Below are 22,587 nucleotides of genomic sequence, written 5' to 3'. Positions count from 1 at the left end.
CCCTATGCTGCGAATTCTAAAGCCTTGGATACGATTTCCTGCACGTTGCGCGACAGCCCTGCATGGGCGCGCACTTGTTGCAGCGCGGCCTGCATGGGCGTGCGCAGGGCCGGCACGAAGCGCGACCAGTTGTCCAGCGCGCGCGCCAGCCTGGCCGCGACTTCGGGGTTCAGAGCGTCCAGCGCCAGCACCTGCTCGGCCCAGAACGCATAACCGGAACCATCCGGGTGATGCATGCCGCGCGCATTGTTCAGGCAGAACTGGAAAATCAGCGCGCGGGCGCGGTTGGGGTTGCGCAACGTGAAGGCGGGGTGCGTCATGAGTTCGCGGGCGGTATGCACCGTGGTCGAACGCGCGGCCGCCTGCAAGGCAAACCACTTGTCTACTACCAGCGGGTTGTCGCGCCACTTGTCATAGAACGCCGCCAGCGCTTCCTGCGGGAAGTCGCCCTGGCCGTAATTGATCAGCGCGGACAGCGCGGCCATGCTGTCGGTCATGTTGCCGGCGTGCTCGTACTGATGCTCGGCCAGACGCTGGGCGTCGTGTTCGCCGGCCGCCAGCAGATGGCTCAAGGCCAGATTCTTCAGGGCGCGCTTGCCGGCTGGCACCGGCGCGGGGCTGTATTCGCCCGGCGTCTGGTTCTGTTCGAACGTCTGGCGCAATTCCGTGGCCAGTTGACGGCCGAGTTCGGCGCGCAGGAAGTCCCGGGCCACGGCCAGCGCGGGCGGGTCCACTGCCTGCATGCGTTCGGCCAGCGTCTTCTCGGACGGCAGGGCCAGCGCGCGTGCGCGATAGGCGGCGTCCAGGGCCGGGTCGGTCAGCAGTGCGCGCCACGCGTTGATGAATGCGGCGTCCGCGTGCAGCGTGCGCCCGGCCTGGCGGGCTTCGGCCAAGGCAAGGATCTGGCGCGTGGCCAGTTCCTGGCCGGCTTCCCAGCGGGCAAAGGGGTTGGTGTCATGCGCGGACAGCAGCGCCAGTTCTTCGTCGGTCCAGTCGTAGTCGACGATGACGGGGGCCGAGAAATCGCGCAACAACGACGGCACGGGCCGCTCGGCGATATCTTCGAACACCCATTGCTGGGTGGGCGTGGTCAGTTCCAGCAGGGCGGTGTCGCGGGTGGCGCCGTCGTGACGCAGCGGCAGCGCGTGACCGTCCTGGTCCAGAAGGCCGATCGCAAACGGGATGTGGTACGGCGCCTTGACGTAGTCGGCGCCGGCTTTTTTCTCGACGCCCACGGGCTGGCATTGCTGGGTCAGCGTGACCGTGCAGCGGCGGGTGGCGGCATCGTGTTCAAGCTTGACGGCCACGCGCGGCGTGCCGGCCTGACGGTACCAGCGGCGGAACACCGACAGGTCGCGGCCCGGGTGCTGGCGCACATAGACGGATTCCATGGCGTCGACAAAGTCGTCGCAGGTGACGGCCTGGCCGTCGTGGCGGCGAAAATACTCGTCCATGCCGGCGCGGAAACCCTCTTCGCCCAGCAGCGTGTGCTGCATGCGGATGACTTCGGCGCCTTTCTCGTACACGGTTGCCGTATAGAAGTTGCCGATTTCCTGGTAGCTCTCGGGGCGGATGGGGTGGGCCATGGGGCCGGCATCTTCCGGGAACTGGGCGGCGCGCAGGGCTACCACGTCATCGATACGCTTGACGGCGCGCGCGCTGGTGGCGGCGGCGGCATCCATGTCGTGCGCCATCATGTCGGCGCTGAATTCCTGGTCACGGAAAACCGTCAGCCCTTCTTTCAGGCTCAGCTGGAACCAATCGCGGCACGTGACGCGGTTGCCCGTCCAGTTGTGGAAGTATTCATGGCCGATGACGGATTCGATGCCTTCGTAGTTGGCGTCGGTGGCGCTGTCGGCGTCGGCCAGCACGTAGGCGGCGTTGAAGATATTCAAGCCCTTGTTTTCCATCGCGCCCATGTTGAAGTCATGGACTGCGACGATCATGAAGCGGTCCAGATCCAATTCCAGGCCGAAGCGGGTCTCATCCCAGCGCAGCGCGCGCACCAGCGAATCCAGGGCCCATTCGGTCTTGGTTTCAGAGCCGGGGTCGCTGTACACCTGAAGCAGCACGTCGCGGCCACTGGCCGTCTTGACGGTGGTTTCACGGTGCGTCAGGTTGCCGGCCACCAGCGCAAACAGGTAGCAGGGCTTGGGGAACGGGTCTTCCCATTCGACTTCGTTGCGGCCGTCGGGCAACTGGCGCGATGCCATCAGGTTGCCGTTGGACAGCAGCACGGGGTATTGCGGTTGCGCGCGCAGCGTCACGCGGTAGCGCGACATCACGTCGGGGCGGTCGGCAAACCAGGTGATGCGGCGAAAGCCCTCGGCCTCGCATTGCGTGAAGAAATTGCCCCCGGACACATACAGGCCCATCAGCGTGGAGTTGGCGGAAGGATTGCAGCGGCTGACGACGTCGACCGTGGCGTCGGCGGGCAGGCCGTAAATGGCCAGGCTGTGCTCGGACAGGTGATAGGCGTCGGCGTCCAGTGTGGCGCCGTTGACCGCTACCGACACGAGTTCCAGGTCTTCTCCGTCCAGGATCAAGGCGGCGTCGGCGCTGGCGCCGGGCTTGCGTTGCACGTGCATCGTGCAGCGCACTTCGGTGGCGTCCGGCGCCAGGTCGAAGGCCAAAGCGACTTCGGGAATGTCGTAGGGGTAGGGCTGGTAATCCTTGCGATAAACGGTAATGGGCGTGTCGGTGCGCATGGAGTTGCAGTCCTGGTTTGAACGAGGGGTCTATTGTAGTGGGTGGGCGCGGCGCGCAGTCTGGGGCGTGCGGACTACGGCAAACTTTTTGCCGTGGGCATAGTCAAAGCTCAGTATGATGGCGCCGTCGCGCGCAACAGGAGTCGCAAAATGTTCCGAAAGTCGTTGTTCAGTGTGGGCCGTTGGGCAGGATTAACGGCCGTCGCGGCAACGCTGGCACTGGCCGGTTGTGCCGCGCCGTCCGTTTCCGCGCGAGTGACTTCGTTCCAGCAATGGCCCGCCGGCGTTGAAGGACAGACTTACCAATTCGTGGCCGCGGACCCGAATCAACTGAATAATCTGGAATACCAGTCCTATCAGGACATGGTGCGCGCCGGCATCGGCGCAACCGGTTTGGTCGAAGCCCAGCCCGGCGCCAAGGGGCGCTTCGATGTGTCATTTACCTATGGCACCAGCCAGACCCAGGTAATGGTGCGCCGGGCCTACGATCCGTACTTCTATGGCGGCTATGGCTATGGCGGATATGGCGGCTTTTACGGGCCTCGTCCCTGGGGCGGCGCCTATGGGTACTGGGGGCCGGAATGGGTGGATGTGCCCATGGCGGTGCAACGCAACACACTGAGCTTGAAGATTCGGGACACCCAACGTGGGGGTGCCGAGGTTTACCGGTCGACGGCCTTCATACTTAGTCAGGGCGATGATTTCATGCGCACCATGCCCTATCTGGTACGCGCGATATTCGACAATTTCCCCGGCAATAATGGGGCGGAACGCGAAATTCAGTTCCCGCTTCAGTAAGCCTTGACGGCGCTTTGGCGCTGAATTTCAAAATAAATCGGCGCACCAGATTGGTGCGCCGATTTATTTCTTACTACAGAATAGGTTTTATTCTTTGATAAGAAAGCTGTCGCGTGTCGCGCCGCCGGCTTCTTCAGCGGCGAGCCAGCGCGGGGCTTTGCCACGGCCGCTCCAGGTTTCGCCCGTTTGCGGGTGACGATACTTCGGGGCAACGGCACGCTTGGCAGCTGTGGCGGGACGCGCAGCCGCGCCAGCCTTGCGGCGGCCACCAGGCGCCACGCGGGCGGGCTTGCCCGAACCGTATGCCGCAATGATTTCTTCCGGGGTGATGTCGTATTCGCGCATGGACGTGATGATGGACGTGATCACGGGCTTGCGACGCTTCGTTTGGAGGACTTCCGCCTTCTTTTGAAGCTTGTTGATTTCCTTCTCGATCTTTGCTTGCAGAGCTGCGTATGTTTCTCGGGCCATGGTTTATTCCTGATTATGGAACTGCTTTAATCGCCGGCGAAGTAATGTTTAATTGTTGTGCTTCGCATAATACATAAATTGCGGCTTGACTTCTCTATTTTCGAGCTAATTACTTTGTATCAAAAGAGCCGCAAGGCCTGTCGGTATGCGGGCTTTGGCCGGGAACAACTTTTGGGAAGGATATTCCCAAATTTAGGACCATTTGAAACAAGCGCGGATTTGGTTCACAAGGCGGACGAATCCCGCAAACGGGGCCTGTTCCCGGTGCCATTTGTTTCAATTAGCGAAAGAATCGCGGTTTGTGTCGGGGGCCCGCCGATTTATCCTCGCGGCTGTTGCCGATTTAAAGGCGTGTCCCGCAACCCCCATTTACGACCCATAGTGGATGACAGAATTGGCACTCGGTGCGCGTGCAATGCGGCTGCTATGCATTTTGGCATTGCCGGATCAGCGGATTGATATGGGGAATTAGGGCGTCTTCCGGGTCGAGTTTCGGCATTTTGATCAACGCTTGTCAGACCAATCCGCGGTATTTCTCATTCTTGTATGCCAAGAGCGTTGGCACGGGCCCGCGCGGGTGGCGGCGCAATCCGGACTGTTATGTGGTGAAACAATATTTAGTTGTTTCGCTTAACTTGATACTTAATCCAATGACCCCATATTTATTCACGCGTGAATAATCTTTCACCTCCTCGGACGCCGCCGTCATGCCAAAGTCGGGACGAGGGGGGCCGGTCAGCGGTACGATACGGTCTTGTGCATCCACGCAACGCGTGCGCCCGTGCCGCGCCGATGCCCCCTGAATAGAGCCTATGAAAATCACTGATCCCGCTATCGCTTCCCTTGCCACCGCCAAATCGCTTTTGCTTGACCCCTGGGGCCTGACCGAAGCGGATATGGCGCGCGCCCTGGGTGAGATCTTCACCCACAAGGTCGATTACGCCGACCTGTACTTTCAGTACACGCGCAGCGAGGGATGGAGTCTGGAAGAGGGCATCGTCAAGACCGGCAGCTTTTCCATCAGCCAGGGCGTCGGCGTGCGTGCCGTCAGCGGCGAGAAAACCGCCTTCGCCTATTCCGATTCCCTGTCGGCCGACGCGTTGCTGTCGTCGGCTCACGCTGTGCGCGGCATTGCCCGCCGCGGAGCCGGCAAGGTCAAGGTAGCCGCCCAGGTCGAAGCCGAGATGGGTCGCAGCCTGTACGCCGACATCGACCCCGTCGCCACGTTGAGCGCGCCGGAAAAGGTGGCGCTGCTGGAACGCATCGAGCGCATGGCGCGCGCACGCGACCCGCATGTCATTCAGGTGATGGCCGGGCTGGGCGCCGAATATGACGTGGTGCTGGTGGCGGGCAGCGACGGCCGTCTGGCCGCCGACGTGCGCCCGCTGGTGCGCCTGTCGCTGACCGTGATCGCCGAACGCAACGGCCGCCGCGAGATGGGTCATGCCGGCGGCGGTGGGCGTTTGGGCCTGGCCTACTTCACCGACGAAATGCTGCAAGGCTACGTCGAACGCGCCGTGCATGAAGCCATGGTCAACCTTGAGGCGCGCCCGGCGCCCGCCGGCGAGATGACCGTGGTGCTGGGGTCCGGCTGGCCCGGCATCCTGCTGCACGAGGCCGTGGGCCACGGGCTGGAAGGCGATTTCAACCGCAAGGGCTCCAGCGTGTTTTCCGGCCGCATCGGCGAGCGCGTGGCGTCCAAGGGCGTCACCGTGGTCGACGACGGCACGCTGCCCGACCGCCGCGGTTCGCTCAACATCGACGATGAAGGCAATGCCACGCAGCGCAATGTGCTGATCGAAGACGGCATTCTGCGCGGCTACATGCAAGACACGCTGAACGCGCGCCTGATGAAAACCGCCGCCACCGGCAACGGCCGCCGCGAATCGTTTGCGCATCTGCCGATGCCCCGCATGACCAACACGTACATGCTGGCCGGCGACAAGCCCGCCGAAGAAATCGTGTCGTCGGTCAAGCGCGGCCTGTACGCCGTCAATTTCGGCGGCGGCCAGGTCGACATCACCAGCGGCAAGTTCGTGTTTTCGGCATCCGAGGCCTACATGATCGAAGACGGCAAGGTGACCTACCCGGTCAAGGGCGCCACGTTGATCGGCAACGGCCCCGACGCCATGACCCGCGTCACGATGATCGGCAACGATCTGCAGCTGGATTCCGGCGTGGGCACTTGCGGCAAGGACGGCCAAAGCGTACCGGTGGGCGTGGGCATGCCGACCGTGCGCATGGAAGGGCTGACCGTCGGCGGTACCGCCTGAACGTCAAATCGGGCCGCCACCGTCGTCAAAAAACGATGTGACGGCCCGAATGTTTTGTGCTAGAGTCGTTTCCCATGAAATTCGCGTCCCCCGCCTTTACCTTTTATTTTTATGGTTTTCTGAAGCCGCTGGCGGAGGAAGGGACGCACTCAATCTGAAGTTTGGAAAGAATCCCCCCAAAAAAGCCGCCAGCGAACTGGCGGCTTTTTTTGTGCCGCCGGGATCGGAAACCACCGATCGGATTTGGACCCGTTGGCGGGCAACCCAGGAGCAGTACCGTGTCACACAATACCGACGACCTTCGCATCCGAGAAATCAAGGAACTGAATCCGCCCGCGCACGTGATGCGCGAGTTTGCATGCACCAAAGAGGCGGGCGACACCGTGTTCGCCGCACGCCAGGGCATGCACCGCATCCTGCACGGCATGGACGACCGCATGATCGTCGTGATCGGCCCCTGCTCGATTCACGACACGCGCGCCGCCATCGAATATGCGAAGCGTTTGAAGCCGGTGCGTGACCGCCTCAGCGCCGATCTGGAAATCGTGATGCGCGTGTATTTCGAAAAGCCGCGTACCACGGTGGGCTGGAAAGGCCTGATCAACGATCCGGACCTGGACGGCAGCTTCGACATCAACAAGGGCGTGCGCGTGGCGCGGGAACTGCTGCTGGATATCAACAGCCTGGGCTTGCCGGCCGGCTGCGAGTTCCTGGACATGATTACGCCGCAGTACATCGCGGATCTGGTCTCCTGGGGGGCGATCGGGGCACGCACGACGGAAAGCCAGGTGCACCGCGAACTGGCATCCGGGTTGTCGTGTCCGGTGGGGTTCAAGAACGGCACGGACGGCAATGTGAAGATCGCGGTCGACGCGATCAAGGCCGCGTCGCAGCCGCACCATTTCCTTTCGGTGACCAAGGGCGGCCATTCGGCGATCGTGTCCACCGCCGGCAACGAGGACTGCCACGTCATCCTGCGCGGCGGCAAAACGCCGAACTACGACGCGGCCAGCGTGGACGCCGCCTGCCAGGACGTGTCCAAGGCCGGCTTGGCCCAGCGCATCATGGTGGACGCCAGCCACGCGAACAGCAGCAAGGACCCCGAAAACCAACCCCGCGTGATCGACGACGTGGCGCGCCAGATGGAAGCGGGCGACGCCCGGCTGATCGGCGTCATGGTGGAAAGCCACCTGTTGGGCGGCCGTCAGGACATGGTCCCGGGCAAGCCCCTGGTATACGGCCAGAGCATTACCGACGGCTGCATCGATTGGGACGCGTCCGTTGCCGTGCTGGAACGCCTGGCCCATGCCGTGCGCGAACGCCGCCGCGTGGCGCTGACCTCCGGCAAGTAAGCGGCCCGTCACGCCGGCGTGTCGCAAGCCGTCTTCCTGGGGCGGTTTGCGGCGCAGCATGCGTGGCGGCGTAGAATATTCGGATTAACGAACCCGCGCCCGCCGCGAATTCCAAGAGAACACGCTGATCATGAATGCTCCCTTGCACGCTGAAACGTTGCGCCGTCCGGTGCCGGCCGCCTGTCTGGACGCCTTGCGCGCGCGCTTTGGCGACCGCCTGTCTGAATCCTCGGCCGTGTGCGAGCATCATGGCCGCGACGAGTCCCCGTATCCCGCCATGCTGCCCGACGCCGTGGTCTTTGCGCACAGCACGGAAGACGTGGCCGCGGTGGCAAAGCTGTGCAATGAACATCGTGTTCCGTTGATTCCGTATGGCGCCGGTTCGTCGCTGGAAGGCCACATCCTGGCGATCCAGGGCGGCATCAGCCTGGACCTGTCGCAGATGAACAAGGTGTTGGCGATCAACGCCGAAGACCTGACCGCCACGGTGCAGGCCGGCGTTCTGCGCAAGCAATTGAACGAAGAAATTCGCAGCACCGGCCTGTTCTTCCCGATCGACCCGGGCGCGGACGCCAGCCTGGGCGGCATGGCCGCCACGCGGGCATCCGGCACCAACGCCGTGCGCTACGGCACCATGCGCGAAAACGTCATGTCGTTGACGGTGGTGACGGCCGACGGCCGCATCATCCGCACCGCGGGCCGCGCGCGCAAATCGTCGGCGGGCTATGACCTGACGCGCGTCTTCGTCGGTAGCGAAGGCACGCTGGGCATCATTACCGAAGTCACCGTGCGGCTGTACCCGCAGCCCGAAGCCGTGTCGGCGGCGGTCTGCAACTTCCCCACGCTGGACGACGCCGTGCAAAGCGTGATCGAAATCATCCAGATGGGTGTGCCGATCGCGCGCGTGGAATTCATGGACGCCGCCAGCGTGCGGTCCGTCAACCAATACAGCAAGCTGAGCCTGCGGGAAACGCCGCTGCTGGTGTTTGAATTCCATGGCAGCCCGGCCGGCGTGCAGGAACAGGCCGAAACCGTGCAGGCAATTACCGCCGAACATGGCGGCATGGATTTCGAATGGGCCGAACGCCCCGAAGACCGCAGCCGCTTGTGGACGGCACGCCACAATGCCTATTTCGCGGGCCTGCAATTACGCCCCGGTTGCCGCGCCAGCACCACCGACGTGTGCGTACCGATTTCGCGCTTGGCCGATTGCGTGCGCGACACCGTCGAAGAACTGGAACGCGCCAGCTTCCCGTACACCATCGTTGGCCACGTGGGCGACGGCAATTTCCACGTACTGATGCTGCTGGACGCCGACAACCCGAAGGAATGGGAAGAGTCGGAAACCATCAACCACAACCTGGTTCGCCGCGCGATTGCGGCGGACGGCACCTGCACCGGCGAACACGGCGTGGGCCTGCACAAAATGCAGTTCATGGCGGAAGAGCACGGCGACGATGCGCTGGATCTGATGCGTAGCCTGAAGCACGCTTTTGATCCGAACAACATCCTGAACCCGGGCAAGATCGTCTCCTGGTAAGACGTCAAGCGGGCCACTTGCCTTCGCTGAAGCCGACGGTATTGCCGTCGGCTTTTTTGCGCGTGCACAGCGCACAATTACTGCTGGTTACGAGTCGGGCACGGCATTCATCCCATGGATGCGGGTAAATCCCGGCCTGTTTTCATAGTGCGCTCGCGCTATTGTTGCGCTCATGAATTCACTGGTCGAAACCGGCCTGGCACAAGTGCAGGCGCCTTATTCGTTGCAGCAGCTCATCGAGGCGTTGTCGGCCGCGTTGCCCGCGCACTGCGTATTGTTCCGCGAAGAAGATACCCGTCCCTACGAGTGCGACGGCCTGTCGTTGTATCGCGCGCTGCCGGCCGTGGTGGCCCTGCCTGAAACCGAAGAACAAGTGCAAGCCGTCATGCGGATCTGCAAGCGGCTGAATGCGCCGCTGGTGGCGCGTGGCGCAGGCACCGGCTTGTCGGGCGGCGCCATGCCGCATAGCCAGGGCGTGCTGCTTGGCTTGTCCAAATTCAATCGCATCAAGCATATCGACCTGGCCAGCGCCACCGCCATCGTGCAGCCCGGCGTGCGCAACCTGGCCATTTCCGAAGCGGCCTCGCCCTATGGCCTTTATTACGCGCCCGATCCGTCCAGCCAGATCGCCTGCTCCATCGGCGGCAACGTAGCCGAGAATTCCGGCGGCGTGCATTGCCTGAAGTACGGCCTGACCGTGCACAACGTGCTGCGCGTGCGGGTCGTCACCATTGACGGCGACATCGTCGAGCTGGGCTCCGAGGCGCCCGACGCGCCGGGGCTGGACCTGCTGTCCATCTTCATTGGATCGGAAGGCATGCTGGGCGTGGTCACTGAAGTGACCGTCAAGCTGATCCCCAAGCCCGCTTGCGCGCAGGTGGTGATGGCCAGCTTTTCCAGCGTCGAGGCGGCGGGCAACGCCGTCACGCAGATCATCGCGGCGGGCATGATTCCTGCTGGGCTTGAAATGATGGATCGGCGCGCCACGCATATGGTCGAACCCTTTGTGCGCGCCGGCTATGACCTGGACGCGCAGGCCATCCTGCTGTGCGAATCGGACGGCACCCCTGACGAGGTGGCGCACGAAATCGCGCGGATGGAAGCGGTGTTTCGCGATGCCGGCGCAACGCGTTGCCAAGTGTCCACGTCGGAAGCCGAGCGCCTGAAATTCTGGGCGGGACGCAAGAACGCGTTCCCGGCGGCTGGCCGCGTGTCGCCTGATTATTACTGCATGGACGGCACGATTCCGCGTCGGCACCTGGCGCGCGTGTTGGGCGCCATCGAGCAGATGGAAGACGAATTCGGCTTGCGATGCGCCAACGTTTTCCATGCGGGAGACGGCAATTTGCATCCGTTGATTCTGTTCGATTCGAACAAGCCGGACGAGGTCGAGCGCGCCGAGAAATTCGGCGCCGCGATTCTTGAGCTGTGCGTGCAGGTAGGAGGCACCGTGACCGGAGAGCACGGTGTGGGTATGGAGAAAATAAATCAAATGTGCGTGCAATTCTCTCGCGAAGAACTCGACGCGTTCCTGGCGGTCAAGCGGGCGTTCGACCCGCCGTGCCTGCTGAATCCTGAAAAAGTCATTCCCACGCTGGCCCGCTGCGCCGAATACGGCAAGATGCACGTCCATGCGGGCGAGTTGCGTTTCCCCGATCTCGCCCGTTTCTAGGACGCATCCCCTATGGATTTTGTCCTGTCGGAATTGTGCGACCAGGTCATGACGGCTCGTGCCGGCCACAAGCCGCTGTTTGTCATGGGTGGTGGCAGCAAGGCGTTCTACGGCAACTATCGGCCGGTCACGCCGCAAGACGGCCACTGCCTGCTCGACATGACGCCGTATCGCGGCATCGTCAGCTATCACCCATCCGAGCTGGTGGTGACGGTGCGCGCCGGTACGCCCTTGGCCGAGCTTGAAGCGGTGTTGGCCGAGAACGGGCAGATGCTGGCGTTTGAACCGCCGCACTTCGCGGAATCGGCGACCGTGGGCGGCTGCGTGGCGGCGGGCCTGTCTGGCCCCCGCCGCATGAGCGCCGGCGCATTGCGCGACTTTGTCCTGGGCACGCGGCTGCTGGACTCGGAAGGGCGCATGCTGTCGTTCGGCGGCGAAGTCATGAAGAACGTGGCGGGGTACGACGTGTCGCGCTTGTTGGCGGGGTCGCACGGCGTCTTCGGCGCGATTCTTGATGTGTCGATGAAGGTGGTGCCGCGCCCCATGGAAGAGCTGACGCTGGTGCTGCCCGCCACGCAGGCGCAGGCGCTGGCAAGTTTTGCGCTGTGGCGCGGCAAGCCGTTGCCCATTTCCGCCACCAGCTGGACGGGCGATGATGACGGGGGCGAAGGGCTCATGCACGTGCGGCTGTCAGGCGCGCCGCCGGCGCTGGCCAGCGCACGCCACGTCATCGGCGGAGACCCGCTGCTGCCGGATGCCGCCTTGGTGTGGTGGCGCTCGTTGCGCGAGCAGACGCACCCATTTTTTCACCCCGGCCGGCCTTTGTGGCGTCTTGCGCTGCCGCCCACCGCCGCGGCATTGGGCCTGGGGCCCACGCTGATCGAATGGGGGGGCGGCCAGCGCTGGCTGTCCGGCCAACGTGACGCCACCGAACTGCGCGAAGTCGCCGCGCGGCTGGGCGGGCATGCCACCTTGTTCCGCCCCGGCAACGGCAAGCCACCGCTCGACGGGGTATTTCATCCGCTGGCGCCCGGCGTCGCGGCGATCACGCGTCGGCTCAAGCAGGAGCTTGATCCGGCCAGCCTGTTCAACCCCGGCCGCCTGGTTCTGGAGCTATAGCGCATGCAAACCAACCTGGCATCCTGGGCCCGCGATACCGACCTGGGCAACGAAGCCGACGCCATCTTGCGGCGTTGCGTGCATTGCGGTTTCTGCACCGCCACCTGTCCCACGTATCAAGTGCTGGGCGACGAACTGGACAGCCCGCGCGGGCGCATCTATCTGATCAAGCAGGTGCTGGAAGGCGCCGAGCCCACGCAGTCCACGCAACAGCATCTGGACCGTTGCCTGACCTGCCGCAATTGCGAAACCACATGCCCGTCGGGCGTTCAGTATGGTCACCTGATCGATATCGGGCGCAAGATCGTGGACGAGCGCGTGCCGCGTTCGTGGGCCGACAAGACCAAGCGCAACCTGTTGCGTCGCGCCATGTTGTCGCCGATGTTCGCGCCCGCGATGAAGGCGGGGCAGGCCATGCGCGCCCTGCTGCCCGAGGCGCTCAAGCGCAAGGTGCCCGAGCGCCGTGACCCGGGCGCCTTGCCCGTTGTGTCAGGGCATGCGCGCCAGGTGCTGATGCTGACCGGCTGCGTGCAGCCGGCCATGATGCCTACCATCGACGCGGCCACCATCCGCGTGCTGGATGCCGTGGGCATTGGCGCGCGGCTGGCGCCGGGCGCGGGGTGTTGTGGCGCGGTCAGTTTCCATCTGGATGCGCAGGACGCCGCGTTGGCGCAGATGCGCGCCAATGTGGACGCATGGTGGCCGCTGATACAGGACGGGACGATCGAGGCCATCGTCATGAACGCATCCGGCTGCGGCGCCATGGTCAAGGAATATGCGCATCACTTAAAGCACGATCCCGCGTACGCGCAGAAGGCCGCGGACATCGTTGCGCGCGTCAAGGACGTGGCCGAAATTGTCGCCCCGCATGCCGCGCAGCTGCGGGCGCGTTTACCCGGCGGCACGCGGGCCGCGTATCACCCGCCCTGCACCTTGCAGCACTGGCAGGGCTTGCGACCGCTATCCGAGCAGTTGCTGGCGGATCTGGGTTTCGATTTGCAGCCGTTTGCCGACAAGCATCTGTGCTGCGGATCGGCGGGGGCTTATTCCGTGCTGCATCCGGATATCGCATTGCAGCTGCGCGACCGCAAACTGACGGCTATTGCCGCAGGCGGGCCCGATGTGATCCTGTCGGCCAACATCGGCTGCATCGGCCATCTGCAAAGCGGCACCGACACGCCGGTGCGGCATTGGGTGGAAGTGGTGGACGATCAATTGCGCCAGGCGGCGGCGTAGGGCGGCGAAAGGCGCCGGCCGCAAGCGCGGACGACGGCGCGCAACGAACGCCCGTCGCCAGGCGTTCGTTGCACCGGGCGGTTTATTCCACCGCCTTCACCATATCCTCAAGCACCTTCTTGGCATCGCCAAACACCATCATCGTGCGATCCATGTAGAACAACTCGTTGTCCAGCCCGGCGTAGCCGGACGCCATGGAACGCTTGTTCACGATGACGGTGCGCGCCTTGTAGGCTTCCAGGATCGGCATGCCCGCGATGGGAGACTTCGGGTCGTTCTTGGCTGCCGGATTGACCACGTCGTTCGCGCCCAGCACCAGCACGACGTCGGTCTGCGCGAACTCGCTGTTGATGTCGTCCATTTCGAAGACCTGGTCGTAGGGCACTTCGGCTTCGGCCAACAGCACGTTCATGTGGCCGGGCATGCGGCCCGCCACGGGGTGGATGGCGTACTTCACCGTCACGCCGCGTTCGGTCAGCTTGGTCGCCAGTTCTTTCAGCGCGTGCTGCGCGCGCGCCACCGCCAGGCCGTAGCCGGGCACGATGGTCACGCTTTCGGCGTTGGTCATCAGGAATGCCGCATCGTCCGCGCTGCCCGACTTGACGCTGCGCTGCTGTGCCGCGCCCGCATCGGCGGCGCTGCCGGCCTGGCCGCCGAAGCCGCCCAAAATCACGTTGAAGAACGACCGGTTCATCGCCTTGCACATGATGTAGGACAGGATGGCGCCGGACGACCCGACCAGCGAGCCGGCAATGATCAGCATGGGGTTATTCAGCGAAAAGCCGATGCCGGCTGCGGCCCAACCCGAATAGCTGTTCAGCATCGACACCACCACCGGCATGTCCGCGCCGCCGATCGGGATGATGATCAGCACGCCCAGCACGAAGGCCACCAGCGTCATGATGATGAAGGGCGTCCATTCCTGGGTCAGCATGAACCACAGGCCGCAGCCCAGCATCACCAATGCCAGCGCCAGGTTCAGCATGTGCTGGCCGGGGAACACGACGGGCGCGCCCTGGAACAGCCGGAACTTGTACTTGCCCGACAGCTTGCCGAACGCGATGACCGAGCCCGAGAACGTGATGGCGCCCACGAATGTGCCGATGAAAAGCTCGAAGCGGTTGCCGGTGGGAATCAGCATGCCGGCCGGAACGATGCCGAAGGCGTGCGGCTCGGCAACGACGGCAACCGCGATGGCGACCGCGGCCAGGCCGATCATGCTGTGCATGAAGGCGACCAGTTCGGGCATCTTCGTCATCTCGACGCGGCGGGCCATCAAGGTGCCGATGGAACCGCCCACCAGCAAGCCCAGCAGGACCCAGCCCAGGCCGATGGTGGCGGTGCCTTCGCGCGCCAGCCCGATGATGAGCGCCGCCGTGGTCAGCACGGCGATGGCCATGCCGGCCATGCCGAAGGCGTTGCCCAGCCGGGACGTGGTCGGGTGCGACAGCCCCTTGAGCGCCTGGATGAAGCAGACCGAGGCAATCAGGTAGAGCAGGGTGACGAGGTTGAGCGAGATCATTTCGCTTGCTCCTTGCCCGGCCCCGGCTTGCGATCCTTTTTCTTGAACATTTCCAGCATGCGCCGAGTGACCAGAAAGCCGCCGAAGACGTTCACGGCCGCCAGCGCCACGGCGAACACGCCCATGCCGCGCGCCAGGCCGCCTTCGGTCAGCGCGGCCGCCAGCATGGCGCCCACGATGATGATGGCGGAGATGGCGTTGGTGACCGCCATCAACGGCGTGTGCAAGGCGGGCGTGACGTTCCAGACAACGTGGTAGCCGACATAGATGGCCAGCACGAAGATGATGAGGTTCATCAGGGTGGGGTTGATCGCTTCCATGTTCAGGTCCTTTGCATCACATTGCCGCCTTCGCACACCAGGCAGGCCGCCACGATTTCATCGTCGCGCTGAATCGCCAGCGCGCCGTCCGCATTGATGATGAGCTTCAGGAAGTCCATGACGTTGCGCGCGTAGAGCGCGGACGCGTCGGTGGCGACCAGGCCGGGCAGGTTGGTCAGGCCGACGATCGTCACGCCGTGCTTTTCCACGATCTTGCCGCGTTCGGACAGGGGGCAGTTGCCGCCGCGTTCGACGGCCAGGTCCACCAACACCGAGCCGGGGCGCATGGCCGCGACAGTGTCGGCCGACACCAGTGTGGGCGCGGGGCGACCCGGGATCAGCGCGGTGGTGATGACGATGTCGGCCTGCTTGCAGCGTTCGGACACCAACGCCGCCTGCCGCGCCATCCATCCGGGCGGCATGGCGCGCGCGTAGCCGCCTTTGCCTTCCGCGATTTCGCGTTCTTCGTCGGTTTCGAAAGGCACGTCGATGAACTTGGCGCCCAGGGATTCAACCTGTTCCCTTGCGGCGGGGCGCACGTCGGACGCCTCGACGACCGCGCCCAGGCGCTTGGCGGTGGCAATGGCCTGAAGGCCGGCCACGCCAGTGCCCAGCACCACGGCGCGCGCGGCCTTGAGCGTGCCGGCGGCGGTCATCATCATGGGAATCAGCCGGCCATAGTGGTGCGCGGCCAGCAGCACGGCTTTGTAGCCGGCCAGGTTGGCTTGAGAAGACAGCACATCCAGGCTTTGCGCGCGCGTGATGCGGGGCGCGGCTTCCAGGGCAAAGCCGGTCAGGCCGGCGGCGGCCATCTGTTCGATGCCTTCGGCGTCGAACGGGTCCAGCATGCCGATGACGACGGCCCCGCGCTTCATGTGGGGCACTTCATCGGAAGAGGGGGCACGAACCTTCATGACGAGGTCCGCGCCCAAGGCATCCTGGGCAGAGCCCAGCGTGGCTCCCGCGGCCTCGTAGGCGTCGTCAAGATAACGGGCGGCGACGCCGGCCCCGCGCTCCACGACAACGGTGTGTTTGCCGCCTACGTACTTCTTGACGGTCTCCGGTGTTGCTGCGACACGGGTTTCCCCGTCTCGGGTCTCTTTGGGTATCCCGATGTGCATCGACGCCTCTCCTCAGAAGGTTCGCCGTAGTTATACACGCTAATGTTGCCCCCACGCTGCGCTCATTGCATTCGCTTGCTGCCCCCCAAGGGGGCTGGCCCACCTTGGGGCGGCCCGGCGGTGGGCCGTTGCCCCCACGCTGCGCTCATTGCATTCGCTTGCTGCCCCCCAAGGGGGCTGCCCACCTTGGGGCGGCCCGGCGGTGGGCCGTTGCCCCACGCTGCGCTCATTGCATTCGCTTGCTGCGCCCCAAGGGGGCTGGCACACCTTGGGGCGGCCCGGCGGTGGGCCGTTGCCCGCACGCTGCGCTCATTGCATTCGCTTGCTGCCCCCCAAGGGGGCTGGCCCACCTTGGGGCGGCCCGGCGGTGGGCCGTTGCCCCCACGCTGCGCTCATTGCATTCGCTTGCTGCGCCCCTAGGGGCGGCCCGGGTTCTTTGGGCTACGGCTTTTGCCGGACGAAAAAAAGCCCCATGGCGAACCATGGGGCTCCGGGTTTTGCAACCCACATGCTCCGGCCAGTCTTACCACGCCGCTGGCCGGCACTTGCGCGTAAACGTCCGGCGTCAGGCCGTTTGCGCGCGAGTCCAGTTGATCAGCGCGGCGGTCAGGTCGCGCAGATCGGCCTTCAGACGGCCATAGTTTTCGGTGGGACGCAGCGTCACTTCGTCCATGTACAGCTTGCGGTTGATTTCGATCTGCAAGCTGTGGCGGCCTTCCTGGGGGCGGCCGAAAGCGCGCACCAGTTCGACGCCCTTGTACGGGTCGTTGACCGTGACGTTATAGCCACGCTCGCGCAGCCAGGCCGCGATGAATTCGCGGAATGCCGGGTCGCTGGTGCTGCCGTCGCGGTCGCCCAACACGAAGTCGGGGTGAACCAGACCGGGGCGGTCCGTGGCGAAGGCGCCCGCCACGCTGGGCATCGAGTGGCAGTTGATGTGCCAGACTTTGCCGAACTTCTTGTGTGCCGAATCCAGCACCTGGCCAAGGGCAGCGTGGTACGGCGTCCAGCAGGCGTCGATGCGGTGACGCACTTCCTCAACCGTCAGCTTGCGGTTGTACAGCGGCGTGCCGTCATCCAGCATGCGCCAGATCAGGCCCTTGCCAAGCTTGACCTTGGGCGATGCGTTGACGGCATCCGGCCAGGCTTGGTCCAGCAGCAATTCATCGATTTCGTCGGCCGCGCGATTGGCGTCGATGTAGGCACGCGGAAACGCGGCGGCAACCATCGGCACGCCCATGTCCAGCGCGTCGCCCCACAGGTCGTCAACCCAGGTGTCCTCGGCAGTGCGCAGCGCGCCAAAGTCCACCGCGGCGGCGAAGTCGGGAGGGTAGGCGGTGCCGCTGTGCGGAGAGTCCAGCACAAGCGGGGCCGAGGATTCCGAATCCGGATATTGCTGCGGAAGGTCGAGCCGGTAAGACAGGGGTTGGGTAATTCGCATATAGAGGTCTTGCGTTCGTGATTCGAAAGGCCCGCGCTGCCCGTGACGGCGCGGCGCGGGCCGAAGATCGCTTAGTCGATCTTCACGTTGGCTTCTTTGGCGATGCGCTTGTTCTTGGCGATTTCAGCGGCGATCTGCTTGCCGAAGTCGGCCGAGCTGTTGGCGGCGGGCTCAGCACCCAGGCCTTCCAGGCGCGCCTTCACGTCCGCTTCGGCGCTAACCTTCTGCACGGCGGCGTTCAGCTTGGCCAGGATGGGTTCCGGCAGCTTGGCCGGGGCGACCAGGCCGAACCACGACGCATCGTTCACGGCCGGCAGGCCGGCTTCGGCGAACGTGGGCACGTTGGGCAGGCTGGCCACACGCTTGGGCGAGGCAACGGCCATGGCGATCAGGCGGCCGGACTGCACGTGCGGCAGGGTGGACGGCAGGTTGTCATACATGACGTCGACCTGGCCGGCCAGCGCGTCGTTCAGCGCCGGGCCCACGCCACGGTACGGAACGTGCATCAGATCGGTGCCCGAGGCCATCTTGAACAGTTCGCCCATCATGTGCGAGACCGAACCGTTGCCGGCGGACGCGTACGTCAGCTTGCCAGGCTGGCTCTTGGCCAGCTTGATGAAGTCGGCGATGTTCTTGGCGTCAACCTTGGGGTTGATCGTCATGATGTTCGGCACGGCGGCCAGGTTCGAGATGGGCGTGAAGTCCTTCTCGCCATCGAACGGCAGGTTCGGGTAGATGGCCGGGTTGATGCCGTGCGTGCTGACCGTGGCGATGCCCAGGACGTAGCCGTCCGGTGCGCTGCTGGCAACGAATGCGCTGCCGATCGAGCCGCCCGCGCCACCGCGGTTTTCCACCACGACGGTCTGGCCCAGTTCCTTGCCCAGCTTGTCCGCGAACAGGCGGCCGACGATGTCGGTGGTGCCTCCGGGCGGGAAGGGAACGATCAGGCGGATGGGCTTGCTGGGATACGCGTCTTCAGCGTGCGCGATACCCGAGGTCAGCGGCATGGCCAGGGTCGCGGCGGCGACACACAGGCCCAGTACTACGTTACGGCGTTGCATGGATTCCCCTAATAAATGGAAAGCGAATGCGCAAAGGCAGTCGCAAACGCAACGATTCTTTCCTGGCGGGGCCGTTTGCGCAAACGAAAGTTTCTCCGTAAGCTATGACTTTTTTTCATGCCTCCCGTTTGTCGACACGATTCGGGCGTTACTTTTGTGTAACTTTTCCGGTGGCGGCACACGCGATCGAGGCCGGGGAAACATCCCCCGATCAAGCCCCGCCGGGGCGGGAGCCCCACGCGACGTGGGGGCGAATCATGCGACGTTTCTGTCCCTCTTTAACGGATCTTCAAGCATTTGAAGTTGCCGCGCGGCACAGCAGCTTTACGCGGGCAGCGCAGGAATTGTGCGTCACGCAGGGCGCGGTCAGTAAACAGGTGAAACATCTGGAAGAGTTCGTAGGCGTTGAACTATTCCTGCGCATCAGGCAAGGCCTGGTGCTGACCGAGGCCGGCCGCAGTTATCTGACCAAGGTTCAAGCGGGTTTGGGCCAGATCGAAGCGGCCACGGTCGAGTTGATTGCGCATCAAGGGCAGGGCGGCACGTTGAACCTGACCTGTATGCCCACGTTCGGCGCGCGCTGGTTGATCCCGCGCCTGACGGCCTTTATGCGCTTGCGCCCCGACATTCACGTTGAATTTTTGCCCCATCGGCAGGGCTACGATTTTTCCACGCCTGAACTGGATGCCGCCGTGCGATTCGGCGAAGGCATCTGGCCGGGCAGCGGCGCCGACTACATCGTGGGCCGCGATATCGTGCCCGTGTGCAGCCCGCGCCTGATTCCGGGCGGCTGTCCATCGCCCGAGGCCCTGCTGGCGTATCCGCTGCTGCACCATACGTCGGCGCTGGAGGGCTGGCGCGATTGGTTCGAGCAAGCCGGCTGCGACAGCCGCCGCAGCCTGGAAGGCGCCCGCTTCGACCAGTACGCGCTGTTGTCGCAGGCCGCCGCGGCCGGTTTCGGCGTGGCGCTGATCCCGCGTTGCCTGATCGAAGACGAACTGCGTGACGGCAAGCTGGCCGTGGCCATCAAGCTGCCGATCCGCGCACGCATGGGCTATTACCTGTGTTACCCCGAGCAGAAGGCCAACCTGCCCACCTTGCAGGCGTTTCGCGCCTGGCTGATGGAAGTGTCCCGGGCCGCCGAGCCGCAGCCCAACGCCGCGCCCGCGCCCGAAGCCGCGTCCGAACTAAAATAGCCGCATCATGAGTCAAATATCCACCAAGAAAGGCCGCGTTGTCGTGGGCATGTCGGGCGGCGTCGATTCTTCGGTCACCGCATGGTTGCTGAAGCAACAAGGCTATGAAGTCGTCGGCCTGTTCATGAAGAACTGGGAAGACGACGACGATTCCGAATACTGTTCCACCCGCCAGGACTTGCTGGACGCCGCCAGCGTCGCGGACCTGGTGGGCGTGGATTTTGAATTCGTCAATTTCGCTGCCGAATACAAGGACCGCGTGTTCGCCGAATTCCTGCGCGAATATTCCGCCGGCCGCACCCCCAATCCCGACGTGCTGTGCAATGCCGAAATCAAGTTCAAGGCATTTCTCGACCACGCCATGGCGCTGGGCGCCGAGCACATCGCCACGGGCCACTACGCCCGGGTGCGCGAAGTGCCGGCCGACGGGGGCGGCACGCAGTTCCAATTGCTCAAGGCCCTGGACGCCTCCAAGGACCAAAGCTATTTCCTGCATCGGCTGAACCAGGCGCAACTGTCGCGCACGCTGTTTCCGCTGGGCGAAATCCACAAGACCGAAGTGCGCCGCATCGCGCACGAGATCGGGCTGCACAACGCCGCCAAGAAGGATTCCACCGGTATCTGCTTTATCGGCGAGCGCCCGTTTCGCGAATTCCTGAACCGCTACCTGCCGACCGAGCCGGGCCCGATCCTGACGTCGGAAGGCCAGCAGGTGGGCCGCCACGAGGGCCTGTCGTTCTACACGCTGGGCCAGCGCAAGGGCCTGGGCGTGGGCGGCGTGAAGGGGCGCCAGCGCGAGGACGGCACGGCCGAGGCCTGGTACGTGGCGCGCAAGGACCTGGAGCGCAACATCCTGTACGTGGTGCAGGGGCATGACCACCCCTGGCTGCTGTCCGGCCAGTTGCAGGCGCAGGACGCCAGTTGGGTGGCAGGCCATCCTCCCGCGCTTGCCGGCTACGGCGCCAAGACGCGCTACCGCCAGGCGGATGCGGCCTGCCGTCTGGACCGGGCTGAAGGCGATACGTTCGCGCTGGATTTCACCGATCCGCAATGGGCCGTCACGCCGGGCCAGTCGGCTGTGCTTTACGATGGCGAGGTTTGCCTGGGCGGTGGCATCATTCTGTAGCGCACCGCCGCACCGGTGCATGTGCGATCAAGCAAGGCCCCGTGGGCGCGTCGCCCGCGGGGCCTTGTTCATGAACCCAAGAATTCAAAACGAGAGGAGAAGGTTGTGGATGTTTCGATGGTGATTTGCCTGCTGTTGCTGGGCGCGGTAGCCGGCTTCGCGGCAGGGCTGCTGGGAATCGGCGGCGGGATGCTGCTGGTGCCGCTGTTGACCATGTTGTTCTCGTGGCAGGGCATGCCGCCCGATCTGGTGGTGCACGCCGCCATTGCCACGTCGATGACGTCCATCCTGTTCACGTCGATTTCCAGCGTGCGGGCGCACCAGCAGCGCGGCACGATCAAATGGAACATCGTGTGGGCCATGGCGCCGGGCATCATCATCGGCGGGCTGATATCGGGCGGAGCGGTGTTCGCGGCCCTGAACACGCTGTGGTTGTCGCTGTTCTTTGCGCTGTTCGTCGGTTATTCGGGCTGGAGCATGCTGCGCAACAAGAAGCCCAAGCCGGCTCGCCAGATGCCGGGGGTGGTGGGCACCAGCGCGGCCGGGGCGGGTATCGGGTTCCTGTCGGGGCTGGTCGGCGCGGGCGGCGGATTCCTGTCTGTGCCGTTCATGGTCTGGTGCAACGTGGCCTTACACAACGCCGTGTCCACGTCGGCCGCGCTGGGTTTTCCCATTGCGCTGGCCAACAGCGTGGGTTACGTGGTGTCGGGCCTGAATGAAGGGGCCACGCGCCCCGGCATGCTGGGCTACATCTACTGGCCCGCCTTGCTGGCGCTGGTGTGCACCAGCGTGTTGACCGCGCCGCTGGGCGCGCGGATGGCGCATCGCCTGCCGGTGCAAACCCTGAAGCGCGTGTTCGCGTGCCTGCTTTTCGCCTTGGCGGCGTACATGCTGTTCAAGGCCTGGCAGACGTTCGCGGCGCAATAAGGCCGCGCAATGCAAACCGGCCACACAAGGTGGCCGGTCATCAAGCACCCGTGTGCAACGGGCAGGCGGAAGCCGCTCAGGCGGTCTTGGGCGCGGTGTCGATAAACGACTGCCGCTGCGCCAGCTTGTCGTGCAGGCGCGCCAGGTTCAGGTGGTTGGCGCGCCAGTCCAGCGCGGCAAAGCGCAGGTCCAGGTAGCCCAGCGCGCAGCCGACGGCGATGTCGGCCAGGCTGTAGTTGATGCCCATGCAGTGGGCGTTATCACCCAGGCTTTTGTTCATGGCGTCCAGGCTGGCGTGGATCTTGCCGTATTGGCGTTCGATCCATTCCGGGCTGCGCTGGGCCTCCGGGCGCTGGTTTTCCTTGACGATGGCGACACAGGCGTCCAGGACGCCATCGGCGATGGCCTCCCAGCACTTGACGGCGGCACGGTCACGCCCCTGCTGCGGAATCAGGCGGGCAACGGGCGACAAGGTGTCCACGTACTCGACGATGACGCGCGAATCAAACAGCGCGCCGCCATCTTCCATGACCAGGCAGGGCACCTTGCCCAGCGGGTTGTACGTTTGGATCTGCGTGTCGGCGGACCAGACGTTTTCGAGTTCAAGCCGGTAGTCCAGCTTTTTCTCGGCCATGACGATACGCACTTTGCGTACGTATGGACTGGTAAGCGAGCCGATCAGTTTCATGGAGTCACAAGCGGAG

Annotated in this window: 18 protein-coding genes; 10 read left to right on the top strand and 8 right to left on the bottom strand. The window is 64.3% G+C overall.

Annotated features, from left to right (window positions below):
* Positions 1–2: 2 nt before the first annotated feature.
* On the bottom strand, positions 3–2,708 hold the full coding sequence (gene pepN, locus V6F88_RS14375; protein ID WP_332610328.1) for an aminopeptidase N: 2,706 nt from the start codon (positions 2,706–2,708) through the stop codon (positions 3–5).
* A gap of 150 nt (positions 2,709–2,858) precedes the next feature.
* Between pepN and V6F88_RS14370 the strand changes: the two genes are divergently transcribed.
* Positions 2,859–3,506, top strand: a complete 648-nt coding sequence (locus V6F88_RS14370; protein ID WP_332610854.1) for a DUF4136 domain-containing protein — start codon at positions 2,859–2,861, stop codon at positions 3,504–3,506.
* An 87-nt stretch (positions 3,507–3,593) separates the two neighbouring features.
* On the opposite strand, the gene V6F88_RS14365 is transcribed toward V6F88_RS14370, so the two are convergent.
* On the bottom strand, positions 3,594–3,977 hold the full coding sequence (locus tag V6F88_RS14365; protein WP_104143230.1) for an H-NS histone family protein: 384 nt from the start codon (positions 3,975–3,977) through the stop codon (positions 3,594–3,596).
* Between the two features lie 812 nt (positions 3,978–4,789).
* Between V6F88_RS14365 and tldD the strand changes: the two genes are divergently transcribed.
* The 6 genes from tldD to glcF all read left to right on the top strand — a co-directional run bounded on the left by tldD (position 4,790) and on the right by glcF (position 13,169).
* The gene (gene tldD / locus V6F88_RS14360; RefSeq protein WP_006218381.1) at positions 4,790–6,250 is read left to right on the top strand and encodes a metalloprotease TldD; all 1,461 of its coding nucleotides are present in this window, start codon (positions 4,790–4,792) and stop codon (positions 6,248–6,250) included.
* A 278-nt stretch (positions 6,251–6,528) separates the two neighbouring features.
* Entirely contained in the window at positions 6,529–7,602 is a 1,074-nt protein-coding gene (aroG, locus tag V6F88_RS14355; protein ID WP_046805537.1) for a 3-deoxy-7-phosphoheptulonate synthase AroG, read from the top strand.
* A gap of 130 nt (positions 7,603–7,732) precedes the next feature.
* The gene (locus V6F88_RS14350; protein WP_332610325.1) at positions 7,733–9,142 is read left to right on the top strand and encodes an FAD-binding oxidoreductase; all 1,410 of its coding nucleotides are present in this window, start codon (positions 7,733–7,735) and stop codon (positions 9,140–9,142) included.
* Between the two features lie 172 nt (positions 9,143–9,314).
* Positions 9,315–10,814, top strand: a complete 1,500-nt coding sequence (locus V6F88_RS14345) for an FAD-linked oxidase C-terminal domain-containing protein (protein WP_332610323.1) — start codon at positions 9,315–9,317, stop codon at positions 10,812–10,814.
* A gap of 12 nt (positions 10,815–10,826) precedes the next feature.
* Positions 10,827–11,933 (top strand): glycolate oxidase subunit GlcE, encoded by a 1,107-nt coding sequence (gene glcE, locus V6F88_RS14340; protein WP_332610322.1) that lies wholly within the window; start codon positions 10,827–10,829, stop codon positions 11,931–11,933.
* A 3-nt stretch (positions 11,934–11,936) separates the two neighbouring features.
* The gene (gene glcF / locus V6F88_RS14335; protein WP_332610321.1) at positions 11,937–13,169 is read left to right on the top strand and encodes a glycolate oxidase subunit GlcF; all 1,233 of its coding nucleotides are present in this window, start codon (positions 11,937–11,939) and stop codon (positions 13,167–13,169) included.
* An 82-nt stretch (positions 13,170–13,251) separates the two neighbouring features.
* Here glcF and V6F88_RS14330 read toward each other — a convergent pair whose 3' ends face one another.
* The 5 genes from V6F88_RS14330 to V6F88_RS14310 form a co-directional block, all read right to left on the bottom strand.
* Positions 13,252–14,691 carry an NAD(P)(+) transhydrogenase (Re/Si-specific) subunit beta gene (locus V6F88_RS14330; RefSeq protein WP_046805532.1) on the bottom strand — a complete coding sequence of 480 codons (1,440 nt, stop codon included), beginning with the start codon at positions 14,689–14,691 and terminating at the stop codon, positions 13,252–13,254.
* Complete coding sequence (locus V6F88_RS14325; protein ID WP_332610320.1) at positions 14,688–15,011, bottom strand: NAD(P) transhydrogenase subunit alpha; 324 nt, start codon at positions 15,009–15,011, stop codon at positions 14,688–14,690. The genes V6F88_RS14330 and V6F88_RS14325 overlap by 4 nt, the downstream gene beginning before the upstream one ends.
* Before the next feature lie 2 nt (positions 15,012–15,013).
* Positions 15,014–16,132 carry a Re/Si-specific NAD(P)(+) transhydrogenase subunit alpha gene (locus V6F88_RS14320; RefSeq protein ID WP_332610319.1) on the bottom strand — a complete coding sequence of 373 codons (1,119 nt, stop codon included), beginning with the start codon at positions 16,130–16,132 and terminating at the stop codon, positions 15,014–15,016.
* A 565-nt stretch (positions 16,133–16,697) separates the two neighbouring features.
* On the bottom strand, positions 16,698–17,573 hold the full coding sequence (locus tag V6F88_RS14315) for an N-formylglutamate amidohydrolase (protein ID WP_332610317.1): 876 nt from the start codon (positions 17,571–17,573) through the stop codon (positions 16,698–16,700).
* A gap of 71 nt (positions 17,574–17,644) precedes the next feature.
* Complete coding sequence (locus tag V6F88_RS14310; protein ID WP_332610316.1) at positions 17,645–18,634, bottom strand: Bug family tripartite tricarboxylate transporter substrate binding protein; 990 nt, start codon at positions 18,632–18,634, stop codon at positions 17,645–17,647.
* Between the two features lie 257 nt (positions 18,635–18,891).
* Here V6F88_RS14310 and V6F88_RS14305 point away from each other — a divergent pair, with 257 nt between their 5' ends.
* From V6F88_RS14305 to V6F88_RS14295, 3 genes are all read left to right on the top strand, one after another.
* The gene (locus V6F88_RS14305; RefSeq protein WP_332610314.1) at positions 18,892–19,830 is read left to right on the top strand and encodes a LysR substrate-binding domain-containing protein; all 939 of its coding nucleotides are present in this window, start codon (positions 18,892–18,894) and stop codon (positions 19,828–19,830) included.
* A 7-nt stretch (positions 19,831–19,837) separates the two neighbouring features.
* The gene (gene mnmA / locus V6F88_RS14300) at positions 19,838–20,956 is read left to right on the top strand and encodes a tRNA 2-thiouridine(34) synthase MnmA (protein ID WP_332610312.1); all 1,119 of its coding nucleotides are present in this window, start codon (positions 19,838–19,840) and stop codon (positions 20,954–20,956) included.
* Between the two features lie 105 nt (positions 20,957–21,061).
* Positions 21,062–21,883 (top strand): sulfite exporter TauE/SafE family protein, encoded by an 822-nt coding sequence (locus V6F88_RS14295; RefSeq protein ID WP_332610311.1) that lies wholly within the window; start codon positions 21,062–21,064, stop codon positions 21,881–21,883.
* A 76-nt stretch (positions 21,884–21,959) separates the two neighbouring features.
* Here the strand turns inward: V6F88_RS14295 and V6F88_RS14290 are convergent, their stop codons facing one another.
* Entirely contained in the window at positions 21,960–22,571 is a 612-nt protein-coding gene (locus V6F88_RS14290) for a glutathione S-transferase (RefSeq protein ID WP_104143238.1), read from the bottom strand.
* Between the last annotated feature and the right edge of the window lie 16 nt (positions 22,572–22,587).

It is taken from the genome of Achromobacter sp. ESBL13, from assembly GCF_036668755.1.
Lineage (GTDB): Bacteria > Pseudomonadota > Gammaproteobacteria > Burkholderiales > Burkholderiaceae_B > Achromobacter.
Note: the sequence above shows the minus strand (reverse complement) of the source record. Positions and strands in the feature narration are given on the sequence as shown.

Excerpts from the sequence above, each read along its gene's own strand:
- pepN (WP_332610328.1), bottom strand. The coding sequence starts at position 2,708 with ATGCGCACCGACACGCCCATTACCGTTTATCGCAAGGATTACCAGCCC.
- V6F88_RS14370 (WP_332610854.1), top strand. The coding sequence starts at position 2,859 with ATGTTCCGAAAGTCGTTGTTCAGTGTGGGCCGTTGGGCAGGATTAACG.
- V6F88_RS14365 (WP_104143230.1), bottom strand. The coding sequence starts at position 3,977 with ATGGCCCGAGAAACATACGCAGCTCTGCAAGCAAAGATCGAGAAGGAA.
- tldD (WP_006218381.1), top strand. The coding sequence starts at position 4,790 with ATGAAAATCACTGATCCCGCTATCGCTTCCCTTGCCACCGCCAAATCG.
- V6F88_RS14350 (WP_332610325.1), top strand. The coding sequence starts at position 7,733 with ATGAATGCTCCCTTGCACGCTGAAACGTTGCGCCGTCCGGTGCCGGCC.
- V6F88_RS14345 (WP_332610323.1), top strand. The coding sequence starts at position 9,315 with ATGAATTCACTGGTCGAAACCGGCCTGGCACAAGTGCAGGCGCCTTAT.
- glcE (WP_332610322.1), top strand. The coding sequence starts at position 10,827 with ATGGATTTTGTCCTGTCGGAATTGTGCGACCAGGTCATGACGGCTCGT.
- glcF (WP_332610321.1), top strand. The coding sequence starts at position 11,937 with ATGCAAACCAACCTGGCATCCTGGGCCCGCGATACCGACCTGGGCAAC.
- V6F88_RS14330 (WP_046805532.1), bottom strand. The coding sequence starts at position 14,691 with ATGATCTCGCTCAACCTCGTCACCCTGCTCTACCTGATTGCCTCGGTC.
- V6F88_RS14325 (WP_332610320.1), bottom strand. The coding sequence starts at position 15,011 with ATGGAAGCGATCAACCCCACCCTGATGAACCTCATCATCTTCGTGCTG.
- V6F88_RS14320 (WP_332610319.1), bottom strand. The coding sequence starts at position 16,132 with ATGCACATCGGGATACCCAAAGAGACCCGAGACGGGGAAACCCGTGTC.
- V6F88_RS14315 (WP_332610317.1), bottom strand. The coding sequence starts at position 17,573 with ATGCGAATTACCCAACCCCTGTCTTACCGGCTCGACCTTCCGCAGCAA.
- V6F88_RS14310 (WP_332610316.1), bottom strand. The coding sequence starts at position 18,634 with ATGCAACGCCGTAACGTAGTACTGGGCCTGTGTGTCGCCGCCGCGACC.
- V6F88_RS14305 (WP_332610314.1), top strand. The coding sequence starts at position 18,892 with ATGCGACGTTTCTGTCCCTCTTTAACGGATCTTCAAGCATTTGAAGTT.
- mnmA (WP_332610312.1), top strand. The coding sequence starts at position 19,838 with ATGAGTCAAATATCCACCAAGAAAGGCCGCGTTGTCGTGGGCATGTCG.
- V6F88_RS14290 (WP_104143238.1), bottom strand. The coding sequence starts at position 22,571 with ATGAAACTGATCGGCTCGCTTACCAGTCCATACGTACGCAAAGTGCGT.